Origin of the sequence: Paraburkholderia sp. MM5496-R1 (assembly GCF_050436205.1) — a bacterium.
Taxonomy (GTDB): Bacteria; Pseudomonadota; Gammaproteobacteria; order Burkholderiales; family Burkholderiaceae; genus Paraburkholderia; species Paraburkholderia tuberum.
Window position 1 is genome coordinate 3,158,431 of sequence record NZ_JBNDLT010000002.1, and the last position, 18,096, is coordinate 3,176,526.

The following is an 18,096-nucleotide window of genomic DNA, read 5'->3' on the forward strand; positions in this document are numbered from 1 at the left end:
GAGGCCAATATGCATTCCCCGCTCGCGCTGGTCCGCGATCCCTCTGCCGATGCCGATGCCGACACCGACGCGGCGCCGCGCTCCGCCGAACCCTTCGATGCGCTCGAACAGCTGGTCGGCGTGAATCTGGCGCGGTTGCGCGCCGAACGGCAGCTTTCGCTCGATGCGCTGGCGCGCGCATCAGGCGTGTCGCGCGCCATGCTCGCGCAGATCGAGTCGGCGCGCAGCGTGCCGTCGATCAAGGTGCTGTGCAAGGTGGCGGCGGCGCTGAAGGTGTCGGTGGCGGCGTTCCTGCGGCGTCACGCGACCAACGGCTTCGAGCATCTGCCGGCCGAGCGCTCGGCCCGCGTGGTCAGCGCGAACGGTCGCTACTCGGTGCGGCCGCTCTATCCCGACGACGAGTCGATCGCCGCCGAGTCTCACGAACTGCGGATCGCCCCGCTGCATACCGAAGCGGGCGTACGCCGCGCGCCTGGCACGACGGTGAATCTGGTGGTCAGCGACGGTACGCTCGAAGTCAGCGTGCACGACCAGCGTCAACTGCTCGCGACCGGCGACGCGATCGTGTTCGACGCCGACCAGCCGCACAGCCTGCGCAATCCCGGCGACACCGAGGCGCGCGCGTTTCGCGTGACGTTGCGGGCTGAGACGCCGCCGCGCTGGGAAGTGCCGGCCGCGGGCGCCGCACGCGACGAAGCCGCACGCGAAGGTGCGCCGGGTTGAGAATCGAGGACGGCGTCCGAGGTTCAAGCGCGGGTCAGGGCGTCGATGCAGGTCCAATGCAGTGAGTAGGGTCTTTGTTCGTCGCGCTGCAGCGCTCGCGCGACTGTTGTATGCTTCGCCCGCCGGTCGAACCGGCAATCAGTGCGTCTTCAGGGCGGGGTGAAATTCCCCACCGGCGGTGGGCCGGCAGCGCGACAGCGTGAGCCGGCAAGCCCGCGAGCGCCCGCATCGCTTAGCCTTCGGAATAGCGGAGACAGGAGCGGGGTCAGCAGATCTGGTCAGAAGCCAGAGCCGACGGTCATAGTCCGGATGGAAGAAGATGTGCAGATAGTCATGTGCGTTCCGCGACGCCACCTGTAGCCTGGGTGGCGTATCAGCGTCCGCTTTCGCGCGGCGCCTGGGCGGCGCGTGTCAGTCTGTTTGCAATGCCCTGAAACGTTTCTCGCCCAACTTTTGCGATGAGCGTTTCAACTATGTCCTTTGCTACTTTTCCTGCTCCGTCGACGATTGCAGACGATGCCTTCGCCGATCTCCCGCTGCTTGCCACCGAAGCTGTTCCGCCGCGTATCGCCGCCGCCTTGCAGGCGCTGCGCGAGGGCCGTGCCGTGGTGCTGCAGGACGACCACGACCGCGAGAACGAAGCCGATCTGATCGTCGCGGCCGAGCGCCTGTCGGTCGAAACGATGGCGCTGCTGATCCGGGAATGCAGCGGCATCGTCTGCCTGTGCCTGCCCGACGACAAGATCCGCGCGCTCGAACTGCCGCCGATGGCCGTCAACAACGAAAGCCGTCACCGCACCGCGTTCACGGTGTCGATCGAAGCGCGCGAAGGCGTCAGCACCGGCGTGTCCGCGCAGGATCGCGTGACCACGATCCGCGCCGCGATCGCCGATACCGCCAAACCCGCCGACATCGTGCGCCCCGGCCACGTGTTCCCGCTGCGCGCGATGCCGGCCGGCGTGCTGGCGCGGCGCGGCCACACCGAAGGCACCGTCGATCTGGCGATTCTCGCGGGCCTGAAGCCGGCCGGCGTGCTGTGCGAACTGATGAACGCCGACGGCACGATGACGCGTGGCGCGGACGTCGAGCGCTTCGCCGCGCAACATGATCTGCCGATGCTGACGATCGCCGAGCTGGTCGAGTTTCGCGAGTCGCTCGCGCAGGTGCGCGAGGGCGCGATGGCCGAGGCTTGACGGGCCATCCATCGAGCGGCACGCGACGCCATGACGCAAAAAAGCCGGTTCTTCGTCCGAAGAACCGGCTTTTTTATCGGCGTTGCGCAAAACCGCTACGACTGCACGTCGCCGAATTCGCCGCGCACGCCCGCCTCGATGAGCGCCGGCAGTTCATCCATATGCTTGATGATTCGCGTGATACCCATCGCGCGCAGCGCATCCGCGTAGCCGTCCGGAATATGGCTCGCGCCGACGAACGCGATCGTCTTCATGCCGGCCGCGCGCGCCGCGTTCAACCCCGCGACGCTGTCCTCGACGACGAGGCAACGCGCCGGCACGACGCCAAGCGTCGTGGCCGCGAACAGATAGACGTCCGGATACGGCTTCGGCCGCGCGACCTGCTCGGCGCTGAACACGCGCTCGCCGAAAATCTGCTGCAGACCCGCGCGCCGTACCGATGCGGCGACGCGCGACATACGGCTGTTCGACACGACCGCAGCCGGCAGCGTCACGCGTTGCAGCGCGTCGCGCACGCCGTGGATCGGACCGAGCGACGAGGCGAGCGCGAGCTCGACATGGTGCTCGATCGTGTCGAGGAAGTTCACCGGCAGCGTGATGTCGAACCGCGTTTCGAGGCCGGCGAGAAAGCGCGAGGTTTGCTGGCCGAACGCGGTTTTGACGACGCGGGCGAAATCGATGCCGGGGAAGGTGGCCGTCAGCGTGTCGAACATCACGCGATCGGCGATGACTTCACTGTCGACGAGCACGCCGTCGCAGTCACAGATGAGGTGGTCGATCATGCCTGAAAAACGGTAAGCGCAAAGCGCGCGGGCGGCGGGTTGCGGGCCCGCGCGCCGGGATGAAAAGCGTCATCATACGTACTTTCGGACCGCGTCCTTACGGCGTATCGGCCCAGGCCTTCGCCGCGCGGATCGCGCGCTGCCAGCCATCGAGGCAGGTCCTGACCTCCGCATGCGGTAGCGCCGGCGTGAAGCGGTGCTCGAGCTTCCACTGGCTTTTCAACTCGTCGATGTCCTTCCAGTAGCCCACCGCAAGACCGGCCAGATAGGCGGCGCCGAGTGCGGTGGTCTCGGACACCTGGGGGCGCACCGTGTCGACGCCGAGGATGTCGGCCTGGAACTGCATCAGCAGATTGTTCGCGCAGGCGCCGCCATCCACGCGCAACTCGCCGATGCGAATGCCCGAGTCGGCTTCCATCGCCTTCAGCACATCGAGCGATTGATAGGCGATCGAATCGAGCGCCGCGCGCGCGAGATGCGCGGAAGTCGTGCCGCGCGTGACGCCGAACAGCGTGCCGCGCGCATGCGCGTTCCAGTGCGGCGCACCGAGGCCGGCGAACGCGGGCACGAGATATACGCCGTCGCAATGCGGCACGCCGCGCGCGAGCGTTTCGATTTCCGCCGCGTTCCTGATGATGCCGAGGCCGTCGCGCAGCCACTGCACCACGGCGCCGCCGATGAAGATGCTGCCTTCGAGCGCGTAGTCGATACGCTCGCCGATCTGCCAGGCGATCGTCGTGACGAGATTGTTGTTCGATTCGATCGGTTTGGCGCCCGTGTTCATCACGAGGAAGCAGCCGGTGCCGTAGGTGTTCTTGACCATGCCGGACTCGGTGCACATCTGGCCGAACAGCGCGGCGTGCTGATCGCCGGCGATGCCCGCGAGTGGAATCTTCGACGCGAACACGGTGGTCACCGTCGGCCCGTACACCTCCGACGACGGCCGTACTTCCGGCAGCATGCTGCGCGGAATGTCGAGCGCGGCGAGCAGTTCGTCGTCCCACTTCAGGGTGTGGATGTTGAACAGCATCGTGCGCGACGCGTTGGTGACGTCGGTGACGTGCAGCGCGCCCTTCGTGAAATTCCACATCAGCCAGCTGTCGACGGTGCCGAACGCGAGCCGGCCCTGACGCGCTTTTTCGCGCGCGCCTTCGACGTTGTCGAGAATCCAGCGGATTTTGGTCGCCGAGAAATACGAGTCGATCGGCAAGCCGGTCTTCGCGCGCACGCTCGCTTCGAGACCCTGCGCTTTCAGGTCGTCGCAGAAGTCGGCGGTGCGGCGGTCCTGCCAGACGATCGCGTTGTAGATCGGGTGGCCGGTTTCGCGATCCCACACGATCGTGGTTTCGCGCTGGTTCGTGATGCCGATCGCCGCGATCGACGTGCCGTTCATGCCGGCTCGCGTGACCGCCTCGGCGGCGACGCCGGCCTGCGTCGACCAGATTTGCTGCGGATCGTGCTCGACCCAGCCCGGGTGCGGGTAGATCTGCTGGAATTCCTTTTGTGCGGTCGACACGACGTTGCCGCGCCGGTCGAACAGCATCGCGCGCGAGCTGGTGGTGCCTTGGTCAAGCGCGAGAACGTACTGATCCAGCATTGTCTCTTCTCCATGCATGTTACGGATCGCCGGATTGCTGGCCGGCGATGCGAGCGGCGTGTTGTCGTGAGCGGGCCGCCATAGTGTGAGGGCGCGTGCCGGTGTCGTCCAGCCGAAGCTGCGGTGGGGCCGGCCCGGGGCGCGCGGATGGTGTGCGCCGTTTCTACGGGCCCGCGCCGTTTGCTTCACCCCGCATTGGCGCCGCGTTGTGTTTGCCGCCGCTTTTGTCGGGGCATGCCAGTTTGCCCGGCCGGGCCGCCTACGCGCTCTGCCGGGCCGGTTCGCGCGCGAACCACGCGTCGATATCGCGCGTAACCTCATCGAGCGTGCCCGGCTCGACGTGCAGGCCGAGCTTCGAGCGCCGCCACAGCACGTCCTGCGCGGTGCGCGCCCATTCGGTATCGCGCAGATAAACCAGCTCGGCTTCGTGCAGTCCCGGCGCGAACTCGCGACCGAGCTCGGCGCGCGAGCGCGCGAGGCCGATCACGCGATTCGCGCGCGTGCCATACGCGCGCGCGAGCCGATGCGCGAGCGACGCCGGCAGCCACGCATGCTCGCGCGAGAACTCACCGAGGAAGCGATTGAAGTTCGCCTGTGCGATGTCGCCGCCCGGCAGCGGCGCGTCGACGGTCCACGCGGACCCGCCGTGGCGCAGCGCGTCGGTGAGCGTATCGACGGCCTGCTCGGCGAGCTTGCGAAACGTCGTGATCTTGCCGCCGAATACCGACAGCAGCGGCGCCTGTTCCGCGGGCGCGTCGAGTTCGAGCGAGTAGTCGCGCGTGACCGCCGACGGATTGTCCGCGTTCTCGTCCTCCAGCAGCGGGCGTACGCCCGAATAGCTCCAGCGCACGTCGGCCGGCGAGATCTTCTGCCTGAAGTAGCGGTTGATCGAATCGCACAGATACTGCGTTTCGTTGGCGTCGATCGCGACTTGCGACGGGTCGCCGCGATATTCGAGGTCGGTGGTGCCGATCAGCGTGTAGTCGTGCTCGTAGGGAGTCGCGAAGATGATCCGCTTATCGGCGTTCTGGAAGATGTACGCGTGGTCGTGTTCGAACAGGCGCCGCGTGACGATGTGGCTGCCCTTGACGAGCCGCACGCTATGCGCCGATGGCCGGCCGAGCGCGCCCTTCAGCAGCTCGCCGACCCACGGGCCCGCCGCGTTCGCGATCGCGGCGGCGCGCACGTCGAGCGTCGTGCCGTCCGCGCGTTGCAGTTGCGCGCGCCACTCGCCGCCGGCGCGCTCTGCGTTGACCAGCTTCGTGCGCGTGAGGATCGTCGCGCCGCGCTCGTGCGCGTCGAGCGCGTTCAGGACGACGAGGCGCGCGTCGTTGACCCAGCCGTCCGAATAAACGAAGCCGCGCTTGATCGTTTCGACGAGCGGCGCGCCGGCCGGATGCCGGCTCATCACGATGCCGCGCGAGCCCGGCAGCAGCTCACGTTTGGCCAGATGGTCGTACAGGAACAGACCCGCGCGGATCAGCCAGGCGGGGCGCAGATCCGGCATATGCGGCATCACGAAGCGCAGCGGCCAGATGATGTGCGGCGCCGCGCGCAGCAGCGTCTCGCGCTCCTGCAGCGCCTTGCGCACGAGCCCGAACTCGCGGTACTCGAGGTAGCGCAGGCCGCCGTGGATCAGCTTGGTACTCGCCGACGAGGTGTGCGCGGCCAGATCGTCCTGCTCGCACAGCAGCACCGCCAGGCCGCGGCCGGCCGCGTCGCGGGCGATGCCGGCGCCGTTGATCCCGCCACCGACGACGAGCAAATCGTATTTCGTGCCTTGCGTCACCTGGTGAGCCTCTGCATCGAATCTGGGAGTAAGTTGGAAAGCAAATTGAATGAAGCATGTTCGTTTTCGAACTTTAATGAACATATTCGAAAAAGTAAAGTTCGCTTCGACCCGAGCGAGCCTGGGTCGAATGGCACGGAGTGGCACAACGCGCGACCGCGGACGATACTCTGGGTAGCAGCCATTTCGAGGTGATGTATGCGTGGACTTTTGATGATCGGCGCGGCGGCGCTGCTGGCGGGATGCGTGAGTACGCCGAGTCTGGAAGGGACGAGGGGCGCAACGTCGTTCGAGGCGTTACAGAAGATGTGCTCGCCGCAAACCGTCGACTACGGCAGCGACGCGCAGAACGTCTATGAGACGTTCTTCGATGCCTATGTGGCGAACCGGCGCGGCCGGCTGTCGAACGACGACTTCTGCGCGTTCCAGGCATCGATCGCGCAGCGCCATGCGAGCGAGGCGACGAGCAGCGATACGAAGGTGCGCAACCAGTGGGTCGAGTTTTTCAACGAGCAACGCGCAAGGGCGATCAGCTGGCGTGCGAGTGCCGATCCGACCTTGCGTAACGGTTAAGCAGCAACGGGTTGACCGGCGAGCCGGTTCACTTGTGCGGCGCCAACGCTCCGCGCCACAGCATGCGCAAAAGCTGCGCGAACACGGCTTCACGTGATGGCTGCGGCGCTCCGTCGCCGGCGGAATCCGCCTGTTGCGCGGCCGACGGCGGTAGCTGGTTCGCGAGCGCGAGCATCGTGAAGCCGTGCAGGCTCGTCCAGTACGCATAGCCGATCAGGCGCGGATTGCCTTCGAGAATACCCGCCTCGACGAGCCGCTCGAAGTGCGCTTCCAGCAGACGCCACGCGCGCTGCGACGCCGCGGCCAGTTCAGGGTAAGCGCCTCGCTGTTGCGGCGTCTGATCGAACATCAAACGGTAGGCGTGCGGTTCATCGAGCGCGAAGTCGACGTAGGCCCGGCCGACGGCGCTGTGATCGATGGCGGGGGCGTTCGCGGGGATGCCGCGCGCGGCCGCTTCGAGGCGCGCGGCGAAGCGGTTGAACGCGGCGGCGCGGACCATCGCCAGAATTTCTTCCTTGTCGCGGAAATAGCGATACGGTGTCATCGCACTGCAGCCGAGCTCCTTCGCCAGCTCGCGCATCGTCACGCCTTGCGCGCCGCGGGTCGCAAATGCGTTTTCGGCGACGCGTCGCATGGCTTCGCGAAACTGCTGGATGTCGTCGGCGGAGAGCGTCTTGGGCATGCGCGAGGGCGGGGAAGTCCGTCGCGTGAATTTACTGTGTAAATGAGATGCGCACAACAAAGGGCCGCGAAGGCGGCCCGCTGTCAGGGAATTGAACGATACGAGCCCGGCAGTCGCGAGCGAAGCGCGCGGCGCATCCGCCAGGGCGGCGCGGATACGCCGCCAACGGCTCTCGGATCGAACGACAGGGAATCTCAGGAAAAACGTTTGATGGCCCGCAATGCGGTGTCGCCGGTTTCGGTCACGCGCCATTCTTCGTTGCCCGATGCGAGGCGCTCGAGTTGCACCAGTTGGCGTTCGAGCAACGCATCGAGTTCTTCTCGGTCCATTTCGACCTGGTTGGGGGCGTCCTTGACGAGTAACAACGTGGCGAATTCATGCGGACTCAGCATCGTTCTCTCCATGTCAGCAAATTGCGGACAGCCTTGCCGTCGACCGGCAGGCCGGGGCGGGGTCCGCTAAGGATCAGGGCGGGAGGTACGGCTTACACGACAGATTCACAAACCGACGCCGTGCGAAACTCGCAACGCACGTTGGGGAACTGGAGTGTAGGCGAGCACCGATGAAACGCCAACCTGGTCCCCGTAAATTTTCCATTTGACAATTGGTCGCGCGATAGGCGGTCCGGCCCCGCAGCCAGATTCTTGATTTCACGCGAGGTTTTGCGTGCACCGCAGCATGGCGGAGATCGCCTGGAATTATCCGGCGATATAGATTTGACAATTCGCGGCGTTCAGCGCCTCGGCCATCTCGGCGGTCGGCGCGGCGTCGGTGAACAATGCGTCGATCTGCTCCAGATGTCCCTGGCGAACTAGCGCCGGGCGGCCAAACTTGGAGTGATCCGCGGCGAGGAACACGGTGCGTGCGTGCTCGATGATCGCCTCGGCGACACGCACTTCGCGCGTGTCGAAATCGCGCAGCGTACCGTCCGTTTCGATGCTCGACGTGCCGATGATCGCGAAATCGACTTTGAACTGCCGGATGAAGTCGATCGCCAGTTCACCGACGATGCCCTTATCCCACGGCCGCACGATGCCCCCCGTCACCAGCACTTCGCAATCCGGGTAGCCGCTCATCATGCTCGCGACGTTCAGATTGTTCGTGATCACGCGCAGTCCACGGTGGCGGTTCAGCGCGCGTGCCACTTCCTCGGTGGTCGTGCCGAGGTTGATGAAAAGCGATGCCTGATCGGGAATGTGAGTGGCGACTAGCGCCGCGATGCGTCTTTTCTCTTCATGAAACATGCGCTGGCGCGCGGTGTAGGAGACGTTCTCGGAACTGGTCGGCAGACTGGCGCCGCCGTGATAGCGGCGCAGCAGATTCATATCGGCGAGCCAGTTGACGTCGCGGCGGATCGTCTGCGGGGTGACGTCGAAGTGGCTCGCGAGGTCGTCCACGGTCACGAAGCCGTCGCGTTGCACCCATTCCAGCAATTCCTGTTGCCGGGCGTTGAGAGTCAGGCGGGGGTCTCGTGTCATGTGTCTCGGGTGGTGGCTGTCGTGTCGGCGTGGTCCGTCGCGATCATCGAGCGGCTGGCAGAAAGCCCGCCGTCGACGAACGCGATTGCGGCTATTGTAAAACCATCGTGCCCCTTGTCCGCCAACTGGCCGCGAATGCGCCGAACCTGCTCGAACCTTTATTCAGGTGCAATACGCATTTATTCATTTGATAAATGAATTTGTTTTTTGGTGCGCTTCGCGATGCAATTCTGGGTTCCGCGATTTACCTGCCTTACAACCTTTCCCATGATGTCCGGCGACTTTTTCGTGCCGGCCCGCGCTTTCGAGAGTGTTCGACATGACTGGCTTTAGCAACTGGCAAAACCCTTATCCGACGCAACGTCTGCCCGTATTCGCACGCAATATCGTTTCGACCTCGCATCCGCTCGCGGCGCAGGCCGGGCTGCGCATGTTGTGGAAGGGCGGCAATGCCGTCGACGCGGCCATCGCGGCGGCCGCAGCGATGACAGTGGTCGAACCGGTGTCGTGCGGCCTGGGCGGCGACGCGTTCGCGCTCGTGTGGGACGGCAAGAAGCTGCATGGTCTGAACGCGTCGGGCGTGTCGCCGGCTGCGTGGAACGTCGATTACTTCAAGCGCAAATACGGCGAGGAAAACGGCTTCGCGAAACAGCCGAAGCGTGGCTGGGACGCCGTCACGGTGCCGGGCGTGATCGCCGGTTGGGAAGCGCTGCACCAGAAGTTCGGCAAGCTGCCGTTCGCCGACCTGATGGAGCCGGCCATCGAGATCGCCGAGCGCGGTCACGCGGTGGCGAGCATCGTCGCCTACAAATGGGCGGCCGCGGTGCCGGAACTGAAGGATCAGCCGGGCTTCGCGCAGACCTTCATGCCGCGCGGCCGCGCGCCTGAGGTCAGCGAGCTGGTGCGCTTGCCCGGTCACGCGAAGACGCTGCGCCTGATCGCCGAGCAGGGCCCGCGCGCGTACTACGAAGGCGAGATCGCCGAGCGGATCGCCGCGTTCGCACGCGAAGGCGGCGCCGCGCTGAGCGCCGACGATCTCCGCAACTACCGCGCGGACTGGGTCGAGCCGATCGGCAAGGACTATCGCGGCTACACCGTGCATGAGATTCCGCCGAACGGCCAGGGCATCGCGGCGCTGGTTGCGCTCGGCATCCTCGAGAAGTTCGACGTGAAGTCGCTGAAGGTCGACAGCGTCGAGTCGCAGCATCTGCAGATCGAAGCGATGAAGCTCGCGTTTGCCGACCTGTATCGCTATGTGGCCGATCCGCGGTCGATGGAAGTCACGCCCGAGCAGATGCTCGACGACGCGTACCTGAGCTCGCGCGCGAAGCTGATCGATCCGAAGCGGGCGACGCATTTCGACTTCGGCATGCCGAAGGCGGGCGGCACCATCTACATGTCGGCCGCGGACGAGAGCGGCATGATGGTCAGCTTCATCCAGTCGAACTACATGGGCTTCGGCTCGGGTGTGGTGGTGCCGGACAGCGGCATCGCGCTGCAGAACCGCGGCTGCGGCTTCTCGATGGATCCGAAGTCGCCGAACGTCGTCGAGGGCGGCAAGCGGCCGTTCCACACGATCATCCCGGCGTTCCTCACGCAGCAGGTGAACGGCCAGCAGGAAGCGGTGATGAGCTTCGGCGTGATGGGCGGCGACATGCAGCCGCAAGGCCATCTGCAAACGGTGGTGCGCATGCTCGACTACGCTCAGCAGCCGCAGGCCGCGTGCGACGCGCCGCGCTGGAAGGTCAACCGCGACTTCACGGTCGATATCGAGTCGACGCTCGATCCGAAGACCACCGAGGGCCTGCAGAAGCTCGGCCACACGATCAAGTCGGTCGACGATCCGTACATGGACTTCGGCTCCGGCCAGTTCATCTGGAAACTCGATCGCAACGAGCCGGAGCGCGGCTACGTGGCGGCCAGCGACAGCCGCCGCGACGGTCTCGCCGCCGGCTTCTAGGCCATAACGAGGCGACGCCCGGGGCCGAGGTCCGCACCGGGACTCAGGTCCGATACCCGGGTAACACGTAACGAACGCGCGGCATGGCATATGCCGCGCTATTGCGCGCCCGCCAGCCGCCTCGCTGACCCAGACGGTGCCGCACCTACCACAGCTATCACGCAGCAGACAGGCAGAAGACCATCATGAATACCCCCGCGTCGCACTCGACGACCGCTTTCCCCCACGCCGCGCCGCTTTCGAAAGCGATGGTGCGGCGGATCGTTTTCTCGTCGTCGATCGGTAACGCGCTCGAGTGGTTCGACTTCCTGGTCTACGGCTACTTCGCGACGATCATCGCGAAAGAGTTCTTCCCGATGCAGGACGAGTGGCTGTCGACGCTGCTCGCGATCGCCACTTTCGGCCTCTCGTTCCTGATGCGCCCGCTCGGCGCGGTCGTGCTCGGCGTGTACGGCGACCGCAAGGGCCGCAAGGCGGCGCTCACGCTCGCGATCGCGCTGATGATGGTCGGTACTTTCACGATGGCCGTGATGCCGCCGTTTTCGACGATCGGTCTCGCGGCGCCGCTGCTGGTGCTGCTGGCGCGGCTCGTGCAGGGCTTCGCGGTCGGCGGCGAGTTCGGCAGCGCGACGGCGTTCATGGTCGAGCACAGCGCGACTCGGCGCGGCTACTACGCGAGCTGGCAGTTCGCGAGCCAGGGTCTCGCGGCGATCACCGCGGCGGCCTTCGGTTCGCTGCTGACCGCGTGGCTTGCCGGCCGAGCATCTGAACAGCTGGGGCTGGCGTGTGCCGTTCGTGTTCGGTCTGCTGGTCGGGCCGGTCGGCTACTACATCCGCTCGCATCTCGACGAGACGCCCGAATTCCTGGCATTGCGTGAAGAACGCGCGGCTCGCGAGGCGGCTGGCGAGCACAAGGTCGTCAGCGGAACGAAGGACGCGTCGTTCTCGAATCAGTGGGTCAACCTGCTGCTCGCGATCGGCATGGTTGCGCAGTCGACGGTCGGCGTGTACGTGCTGCAGCTCTACATGCCGCTTTACGCGGTCAAGCAGCTGCATATGGCGGCGGCCGCGTCGTTCGGCGTGGTCGTGCTGAACGGCGGCATGCAGTTCATCTTCTCGCCGATCATGGGCGCGCTGTCCGATCGCATCGGCCGAATTCGCATCATGCTGAGCACGTCGATCCTGATGGGCCTGCTGATCTATCCGATGTTCGCATGGCTGCAGACACATCCGACGATTGGCTGGCTGCTCGTGCTGCAAGGCGTCGCCGGTATTTTCAAGGCCTCGTACTCGGGGCCGATGCCCGCGCTGATGTCGGAGATCTTCCCGACCCAGGTGCGCTCGACTGGCCTTTCAATCGGTTACAGCATCGGCGTGACGATCTTCGGCGGCTTCGCGCCGACCATCGTCGAAACCTTCATTCATTTGACCGGCGACAAACTCGCGCCAAGTTATTACGTCCTGCTTGCGGCGGTACTATCGGGCGTATCGCTGATCATCGTCGCGCTGCGCATGCGTCGCGTGCGTCCCATCCCGGGCGACGTCCAACCTGCCTGAGGAAGAGGGAGCCCGCCCAGGGGGCCGCCCAAGGGGGCTCGCCTAGGGCGCCCCGCCCGTGCCCCAACCCCGCCGAGTCTGATGTCTGTCCGAAAAGCCAGCCTTTTGGGCTGGCTTTTTTTGCCTTGCGCACATGTTTTAACACGTTGGAAGATTTCGACTATCTTGAAATCGGAACTGCGTCGATGCGGCATGGTCTGTGCTGTGTGATCTGCAAGGTCGGATATCTCCGGCTAAGATGCAGAGTACAAGGGCCCAACTCTAATTCACGGTGTTGTATCCGACACGCAGAAACATCACGGCGAGCGCGGTGGCAGTTGCGAAGAACTCCACGGGTCGGTACAGCATGGGAGCAAGACACGATGCATACAGAGCTGAACCATGTCATGCCCTGGCGGATCGAAGACATCGATCTGACGCGCATTGACCGTCAGAAGGCCGCGGCCAACGAGGACCTGCTGCTGTTGTTGTGCGCGGCTTCGTTTATCGAAAGCGGCACCGATCTCTACACCAGCAATCTGAGTACGTTTTTCAACGACGATCCCGAGGTCTCGGCCTGGCTCAACCACGAGTGGGAGCCCGAGGAAATGCAGCACGGCCGGGCGCTGAAGACCTATATCGCGTATGTATGGCCCGAGTTCGACTGGGACACCGCGTTCCGCAATTTCATGGACGAGTATTCGCTCACGTGCTCGGTCGAGGATTTCGAAAAGACCCGCGCGCTGGAGATGGTCGCGCGTTGCGTAGTCGAAACGGGTACCGCGACGCTGTACCGCGCGATCAACGAGTGCTCGGACGAAGCGGTCCTCAAGCAGATCACCGACAACATCCGCACCGACGAGGTCCGTCACTACAAGCACTTTTTCAGGTACTTCAAGAAGTACAACCGGATCGAGGGCAACGGTCGGCTCGCGGTGCTGGGCGCGTTGATGCGTCGCGTGATGGAAATCAAGAACGAAGATTCGGAGATCGCGTTGCGGCACGTGTTCGCGATTCGCTATCCGGAGCGCGTGCACGACTCCGCGTATAACCGCGAGCGCGCGGCGCGCATCAACAAGCTGGTGCGCCGTAATCTGTCCGCCGACATGTGCGTGAAGATGCTGCTCAAGCCGCTCGATCTGCCGGCGCGCATTCAGCCGGGCGTGCATTATCCGCTCGCGAAGATCACGCAGCACGTATTCTTTCGCTGAGCTATCGAACGTTGCGCGAGGCATCGGCTGAATGCAGCTGCAACGACCTGACGAAGCGAACCGGAGCCCGCTCATGCGGGCTTTGGTTTTTCCGAGGCATGATGGAGCTTTACCGACTACTTCGACTGGATCGATGGCATGAGCGCTTCCTCTTCCGCATCTACGTCCGCGCGTCCGCTCGAACAGATCGTGTTCGACGAATGGCCGGCCAACGTGCGCGCGTTGTTCGACGGTTCGTCGCTTGCGGACAAGCAGGGCTTCACCGCGTCGCTACTGAGCGTCGATGCGAACGGCCACGTGCGCACATCTCTGCTGAGCGTCGGCGAACTCTATGCGCCCGACTCGCGCACGCTGTGCATCGCGCTATGGCCGCAGGCGCGCGCGACGCGCGCGATCGCGCAAAGCGGGCGCGCGGCGCTGAGCTTCGTCTGCGATGCGGCGTTCTATCAGGTGCAGTTGCGTGTCGCGCCGCTGCCCGGTGTTGCTGGCGACGACAGCGGCCTCGTCTATCTGCTCGGCTCGATCGACACAGCAGAAGCGCAAAGCGTCCGTTATGCGCGCCTCACGGGCGGCATCACGTTCGAATTGCAAGGAGAGGGGAGTGTGGTGCTCGAGCGATGGGAACGGCAGGTCGAGCATTTGAAGCAGGCTGCCGCCGCGAGCAGCCGTTAGTCTTCGAGCAGGGAAGCGCTAACGGCTGATGCGCGGGCAGCCTTTAGGCCGCGCGACGCTTAACGGCCACGGTCGCCGTTGCGCGACGGTTGCGCACCACGCGGCGCATCGTTGCGCTTCGCGCCGCCGCCGAGCAACGCGCCCGGATTGCCGTTGCGCGAACGATTGCCCTGCGGCTTGCGCGGCGCATGGGGCGCGGGAGCGCCATCATGCGCGGCGGTACGCGGCCGATCGTCGTGACGCTGCGTATCGCGACGCGGCTGATTGCCATTGCCGGCCGGCTTCGCACCTTGTGGCCGCGGCGTGGGCTGAGCGTTCGACGCACGCTGGGCCGAACGCTGACCGGAGCCTTGAGCCGGCTTGGCCGGTGCGCCACCACCAGCACCGCCGTCACGACGCACCGCACCTTGTCCCTGGCGCGGCGAGCGCCCGCCGCCGCCCTGCCCGCGTCGCAGGATCGGCTCCGGCTTCGCGGTCGGGTCCGGCTCGAAACCGGCGATCACTTCCTGCGGGACCGGACGCTTGATCAGCTTCTCGATGTCCTTCAGCAACTGCAGTTCATCGACGCACACGAGCGACACCGCCTCGCCGGTCGCACCCGCGCGACCCGTGCGGCCGATGCGATGCACGTAGTCTTCCGGCACGTTCGGCAGATCGAAGTTGACCACGTGCGGCAACTGATCGATATCGATGCCGCGTGCGGCGATGTCGGTCGCCACCAGCACCTGCAGCGTACCGTCCTTGAACTCGGCGAGCGCGCGCGTGCGTGCCGACTGGCTCTTGTTGCCGTGAATCGCGAGTGCGCTGATGCCGTCCTTCGCCAGCTGCTCGGCGAGGCGATTCGCGCCGTGCTTGGTGCGCGTGAACACGAGCACCTGGAACCAGCTGTGCTGACGGATCAGATGCGTGAGCAACTCGCGCTTGCGGTCGCGATCGACGGGGTGAATCTTCTGCGCGACCGTTTCTGCCGTCGTGTTGCGGCGCGCGACTTCGATCAGCGCCGGCGAGTCGAGCAGGCCATCGGCGAGTGTCTTGATCTCGTCGGAGAAGGTCGCCGAGAACAGCAGGTTCTGGCGCTTCGGCGGCAGCTTCGCGAGCACGCGCTTGATGTCGTGGATGAAGCCCATGTCGAGCATGCGGTCCGCTTCGTCGAGCACGAGGATCTCGAGATGCGACAGGTCGATGGTCTTCTGCTGCATGTGATCGAGCAGACGGCCCGGCGTCGCGACGACGATATCGATGCCGCGCCTGAGCGCATCGATCTGCGGATTGATGCCGACGCCGCCGAACATCACGGTCGACTTCAGCTTCAGATACTTGCCGTAGGCGCGCACGCTTTCTTCGACCTGCGCGGCAAGTTCGCGCGTCGGCGTGAGGATCAGCGCGCGCACCACGCGCTTGCCGCCGGCGGCCGGCGGCATCGAATTCAGGCGCTGCAGGATCGGCAGCGTAAAGCCGGCGGTCTTGCCGGTGCCGGTTTGCGCGCCGGCGAGCAGATCGCCGCCGTTGAGCACGGCCGGGATCGCCTGAGTCTGGATCGGAGTCGGGCTGGTGTAGCCGAGTTCATTGACAGCGCGGACCAGCGGTTCGGACAAGCCGAGGGAATCAAAAGACATAAAAGCTCTTTGCAATGCAGTGTCGCGAACGGCCCCGCTGGGCCCAAAGGACCCCAACGCGGAAAAACCAGCGCGGCATCGACACGCCCGCATGGCGTGTTCGAGGCCGAGGCCCGGTTCCGTTCACGGAGAAATCGGCGGCACGCTCACAGATGTGCCGAATGTTTCAACGCGCTATGCAGACACGTCGACTGGCCTTAAGTTGCAATTCGTCGCCGTGGAATGTCACGCGACATAGCGCGCGACACTGACGAATTGACACAGACTGCCCGCCAGTACGAACAGGTGCCAGATACCATGTCCGTGGCGGATGCGCTCGTCGTTGATGAAGAAATAGATGCCGACGCTATAGATGACGCCGCCGGCCACGAGCCACGCGGTCCCCGCGGCCGGCAACGCCTGCACCAGCGGGTGGACGGCTACGAGCGCGAGCCATCCCATCAACACATACAGCACCATCGACACGCTGCGGGTGCGTCGCCCGAGCGTGAGTTCCTGCACGATGCCGAGGGCAGCGAGCCCCCAGCTCACGCCGAATAACGACCAGCCCCACGGTCCACGCAACGTGACGAGCGTGAACGGCGTGTAGCTGCCGGCAATCAGCAGGTAGATCGCCGAATGATCGCATTTCTGCAGAATCGCCTTCAGACGCGGATGGCTGACGCTGTGATACAGCGTAGAGATCGCGTACAGCACGAACAGCATCGCACCATATACGGCGAAGCTGACGACCTTGTACGCGTCGCCGGCGAGCGCGCCCATCGTGACGAGCGCCGCCAGCCCCACCACCGACAGCACGGCGCCGACGAGATGGGTGATGCTGTTCAAACGCTCACCGAAGGGCACAACTCTTTCCTCCTGCACGGTCCCGCGAGGGCGACCACCAACACAAACAGGCCCACATGATACCGGTCCTGAAAAAACGAAGGGCGCGGCCGCGAATTTCGCAGGCCGCGCCCGGGGTGCGTCGAACCCTGCTTAGTCGAGCGGCGCCGAACGCAGTTCGGCCACCTGCTGCGGCGACACGGCCGTGCCGTGGTTGCCCCAGGACATACGGATGTACGTCACGACCGCTGCGACTTCCTGATTCGACAGAGCCTGCGCGAACGGCGGCATGCCATACGGACGCGGGTTCCCTTCCGTGCTCGGCGGATAACCACCGTTCAGCACCATGCGGATCGGGTTGACCGCGGACGGCATCTGGATCGACTGGTTATTCGCGAGCGGCGGGAATGCCGGCGGCCGGCCGAGACCGTTATCCTCGTGGCACTTCGCGCAGTTGTCAGCGTAGATCTTCTGACCTTGCTTCAGCAGTTCGCCGCCGAATTTTTCCGAGGTTTCGAGCTGCAGCGGTTCCGGTGCTTCGCTCTTCTGCGGAATCGTCTTCAGGTACGTCGCCATCGCGTTGATGTCTTCGGTCGACAGATACTGCAGGCTGTTGTGAACCACTTCGGCCATCGGACCGAACACCGCACCGCGGCTCGACACGCCGGTCTTGAGCAGGTCGGCGATGTCCTTGAGGTCCCAGTCGCCGAGGCCGGCTTCGCGGTTCGACGTCAGCGACGGCGCATACCAGTTCTGCAGCGGAATCAGGCCGCCCGCGAACGCGGCCGAGCTGACCGGGGCGCCCATCGCATTGATCGACGTGTGGCACATGCCGCAGTGACCAAGGCCTTCGACCAGATACGCACCGCGGTTCCATTCGACCGACTTGGTCGGATCCGGCTTGAACTCGCCTTCACGGAAGAACAGCGTGCGCCAGCCGATCAGCATGTTGCGCTGGTTGAACGGGAATTTCAGTTCGTGCGGACGGCTCGGCACGTTGACCGGCGCGACCGAGCGCAGGTACGCGTAGATCGCGTCCGAGTCGGCGCGCGTGACCTTCGTGTAGCTCGTGAACGGGAAGCCCGGATAAAGCAGGCTGCCATCTTTCGAGCGGCCGGTGTGCATCGCGCGATAGAAGTCGTCCTGGGTCCACTTGCCGATGCCGTACTGGTCGTCCGGCGTGATGTTCGGCGTGAACATCGTGCCGAACGGCGTGGCCATCGGCAGGCCGCCGGCGAACTGCTTGCCGCCGCGCACCGTGTGGCAGGCGATACAGTCGCCGGCGCGGGCGAGGTACTCGCCCTTCTTGATCAGGTCGGCCTGGTCCGCGGGCGTTGCCGCCACGGCTGCGCCGCTGCTATGCAGATTGTCGCCGCCCGACCAGAGGACGGGAACGAGTGCGGCGGCCGCGACCACGACGACTGCCGAGAGGGCGAACAAAGACTTGTGTTTCATTTGA

The 18,096-nt window shown here is 65.0% G+C and carries 15 protein-coding genes, 1 pseudogene and 1 riboswitch; of the genes and pseudogenes, 7 read left to right on the forward strand and 9 right to left on the reverse strand.

Annotated elements, in window-relative coordinates:
- The first annotated feature begins 9 nt into the window (after positions 1-9).
- Both OKW38_RS21665 and ribB read left to right on the forward strand, forming a co-directional pair.
- A complete protein-coding gene (locus OKW38_RS21665) occupies positions 10-723 on the forward strand; it encodes a helix-turn-helix domain-containing protein (RefSeq protein WP_429362980.1) in 714 nt (237 codons plus the stop codon).
- Positions 724-864: 141 nt separating this feature from the next.
- A riboswitch (FMN riboswitch) is annotated at positions 865-1,048 on the forward strand.
- 148 nt (positions 1,049-1,196) lie between these two features.
- Complete coding sequence (gene ribB / locus OKW38_RS21670; protein WP_429362981.1) at positions 1,197-1,916, forward strand: 3,4-dihydroxy-2-butanone-4-phosphate synthase; 720 nt, start codon at positions 1,197-1,199, stop codon at positions 1,914-1,916.
- Positions 1,917-2,011: 95 nt separating this feature from the next.
- On the opposite strand, the gene OKW38_RS21675 is transcribed toward ribB, so the two are convergent.
- From OKW38_RS21675 to glpD, 3 genes are all read right to left on the reverse strand, one after another.
- The gene (locus tag OKW38_RS21675; protein WP_429362983.1) at positions 2,012-2,698 is read right to left on the reverse strand and encodes an HAD family hydrolase; all 687 of its coding nucleotides are present in this window, start codon (positions 2,696-2,698) and stop codon (positions 2,012-2,014) included.
- A gap of 97 nt (positions 2,699-2,795) precedes the next feature.
- Entirely contained in the window at positions 2,796-4,295 is a 1,500-nt protein-coding gene (gene glpK / locus OKW38_RS21680) for a glycerol kinase GlpK (RefSeq protein WP_429362985.1), read from the reverse strand.
- 259 nt (positions 4,296-4,554) lie between these two features.
- On the reverse strand, positions 4,555-6,084 hold the full coding sequence (gene glpD, locus OKW38_RS21685) for a glycerol-3-phosphate dehydrogenase (RefSeq protein ID WP_429362987.1): 1,530 nt from the start codon (positions 6,082-6,084) through the stop codon (positions 4,555-4,557).
- A 198-nt stretch (positions 6,085-6,282) separates the two neighbouring features.
- On the opposite strand from glpD, the gene OKW38_RS21690 reads away from it, so the two are divergent.
- Positions 6,283-6,657, forward strand: a complete 375-nt coding sequence (locus tag OKW38_RS21690; RefSeq protein ID WP_429362988.1) for a hypothetical protein — start codon at positions 6,283-6,285, stop codon at positions 6,655-6,657.
- 28 nt (positions 6,658-6,685) lie between these two features.
- Here OKW38_RS21690 and OKW38_RS21695 read toward each other — a convergent pair whose 3' ends face one another.
- The 3 genes from OKW38_RS21695 to OKW38_RS21705 all read right to left on the reverse strand — a co-directional run bounded on the left by OKW38_RS21695 (position 6,686) and on the right by OKW38_RS21705 (position 8,817).
- A complete protein-coding gene (locus tag OKW38_RS21695) occupies positions 6,686-7,339 on the reverse strand; it encodes a TetR/AcrR family transcriptional regulator (protein ID WP_429362990.1) in 654 nt (217 codons plus the stop codon).
- Positions 7,340-7,533: 194 nt separating this feature from the next.
- A complete protein-coding gene (locus OKW38_RS21700) occupies positions 7,534-7,731 on the reverse strand; it encodes a hypothetical protein (protein WP_167368606.1) in 198 nt (65 codons plus the stop codon).
- 306 nt (positions 7,732-8,037) lie between these two features.
- On the reverse strand, positions 8,038-8,817 hold the full coding sequence (locus OKW38_RS21705; RefSeq protein ID WP_090801783.1) for a DeoR/GlpR family DNA-binding transcription regulator: 780 nt from the start codon (positions 8,815-8,817) through the stop codon (positions 8,038-8,040).
- Between the two features lie 319 nt (positions 8,818-9,136).
- Between OKW38_RS21705 and ggt the strand changes: the two genes are divergently transcribed.
- The 4 genes and pseudogenes from ggt to OKW38_RS21725 all read left to right on the forward strand — a co-directional run bounded on the left by ggt (position 9,137) and on the right by OKW38_RS21725 (position 14,196).
- Positions 9,137-10,777, forward strand: a complete 1,641-nt coding sequence (gene ggt / locus OKW38_RS21710) for a gamma-glutamyltransferase (RefSeq protein WP_429362992.1) — start codon at positions 9,137-9,139, stop codon at positions 10,775-10,777.
- A gap of 185 nt (positions 10,778-10,962) precedes the next feature.
- Positions 10,963-12,334: pseudogene (locus tag OKW38_RS21715) on the forward strand (MFS transporter).
- 362 nt (positions 12,335-12,696) lie between these two features.
- Complete coding sequence (locus OKW38_RS21720; protein WP_090801780.1) at positions 12,697-13,524, forward strand: ferritin-like domain-containing protein; 828 nt, start codon at positions 12,697-12,699, stop codon at positions 13,522-13,524.
- A 138-nt stretch (positions 13,525-13,662) separates the two neighbouring features.
- The gene (locus tag OKW38_RS21725; RefSeq protein WP_429335298.1) at positions 13,663-14,196 is read left to right on the forward strand and encodes a hypothetical protein; all 534 of its coding nucleotides are present in this window, start codon (positions 13,663-13,665) and stop codon (positions 14,194-14,196) included.
- A 59-nt stretch (positions 14,197-14,255) separates the two neighbouring features.
- On the opposite strand, the gene OKW38_RS21730 is transcribed toward OKW38_RS21725, so the two are convergent.
- The 3 genes from OKW38_RS21730 to OKW38_RS21740 form a co-directional block, all read right to left on the reverse strand.
- Positions 14,256-15,812, reverse strand: a complete 1,557-nt coding sequence (locus OKW38_RS21730; protein WP_429335297.1) for a DEAD/DEAH box helicase — start codon at positions 15,810-15,812, stop codon at positions 14,256-14,258.
- A 225-nt stretch (positions 15,813-16,037) separates the two neighbouring features.
- Positions 16,038-16,658: a PAQR family membrane homeostasis protein TrhA gene (gene trhA, locus OKW38_RS21735; RefSeq protein WP_035471054.1), complete on the reverse strand. Its 621-nt coding sequence runs from the start codon at positions 16,656-16,658 to the stop codon at positions 16,038-16,040.
- A gap of 132 nt (positions 16,659-16,790) precedes the next feature.
- Entirely contained in the window at positions 16,791-18,092 is a 1,302-nt protein-coding gene (locus tag OKW38_RS21740) for a c-type cytochrome (RefSeq protein WP_090801774.1), read from the reverse strand.
- Positions 18,093-18,096 lie beyond the last annotated feature (4 nt).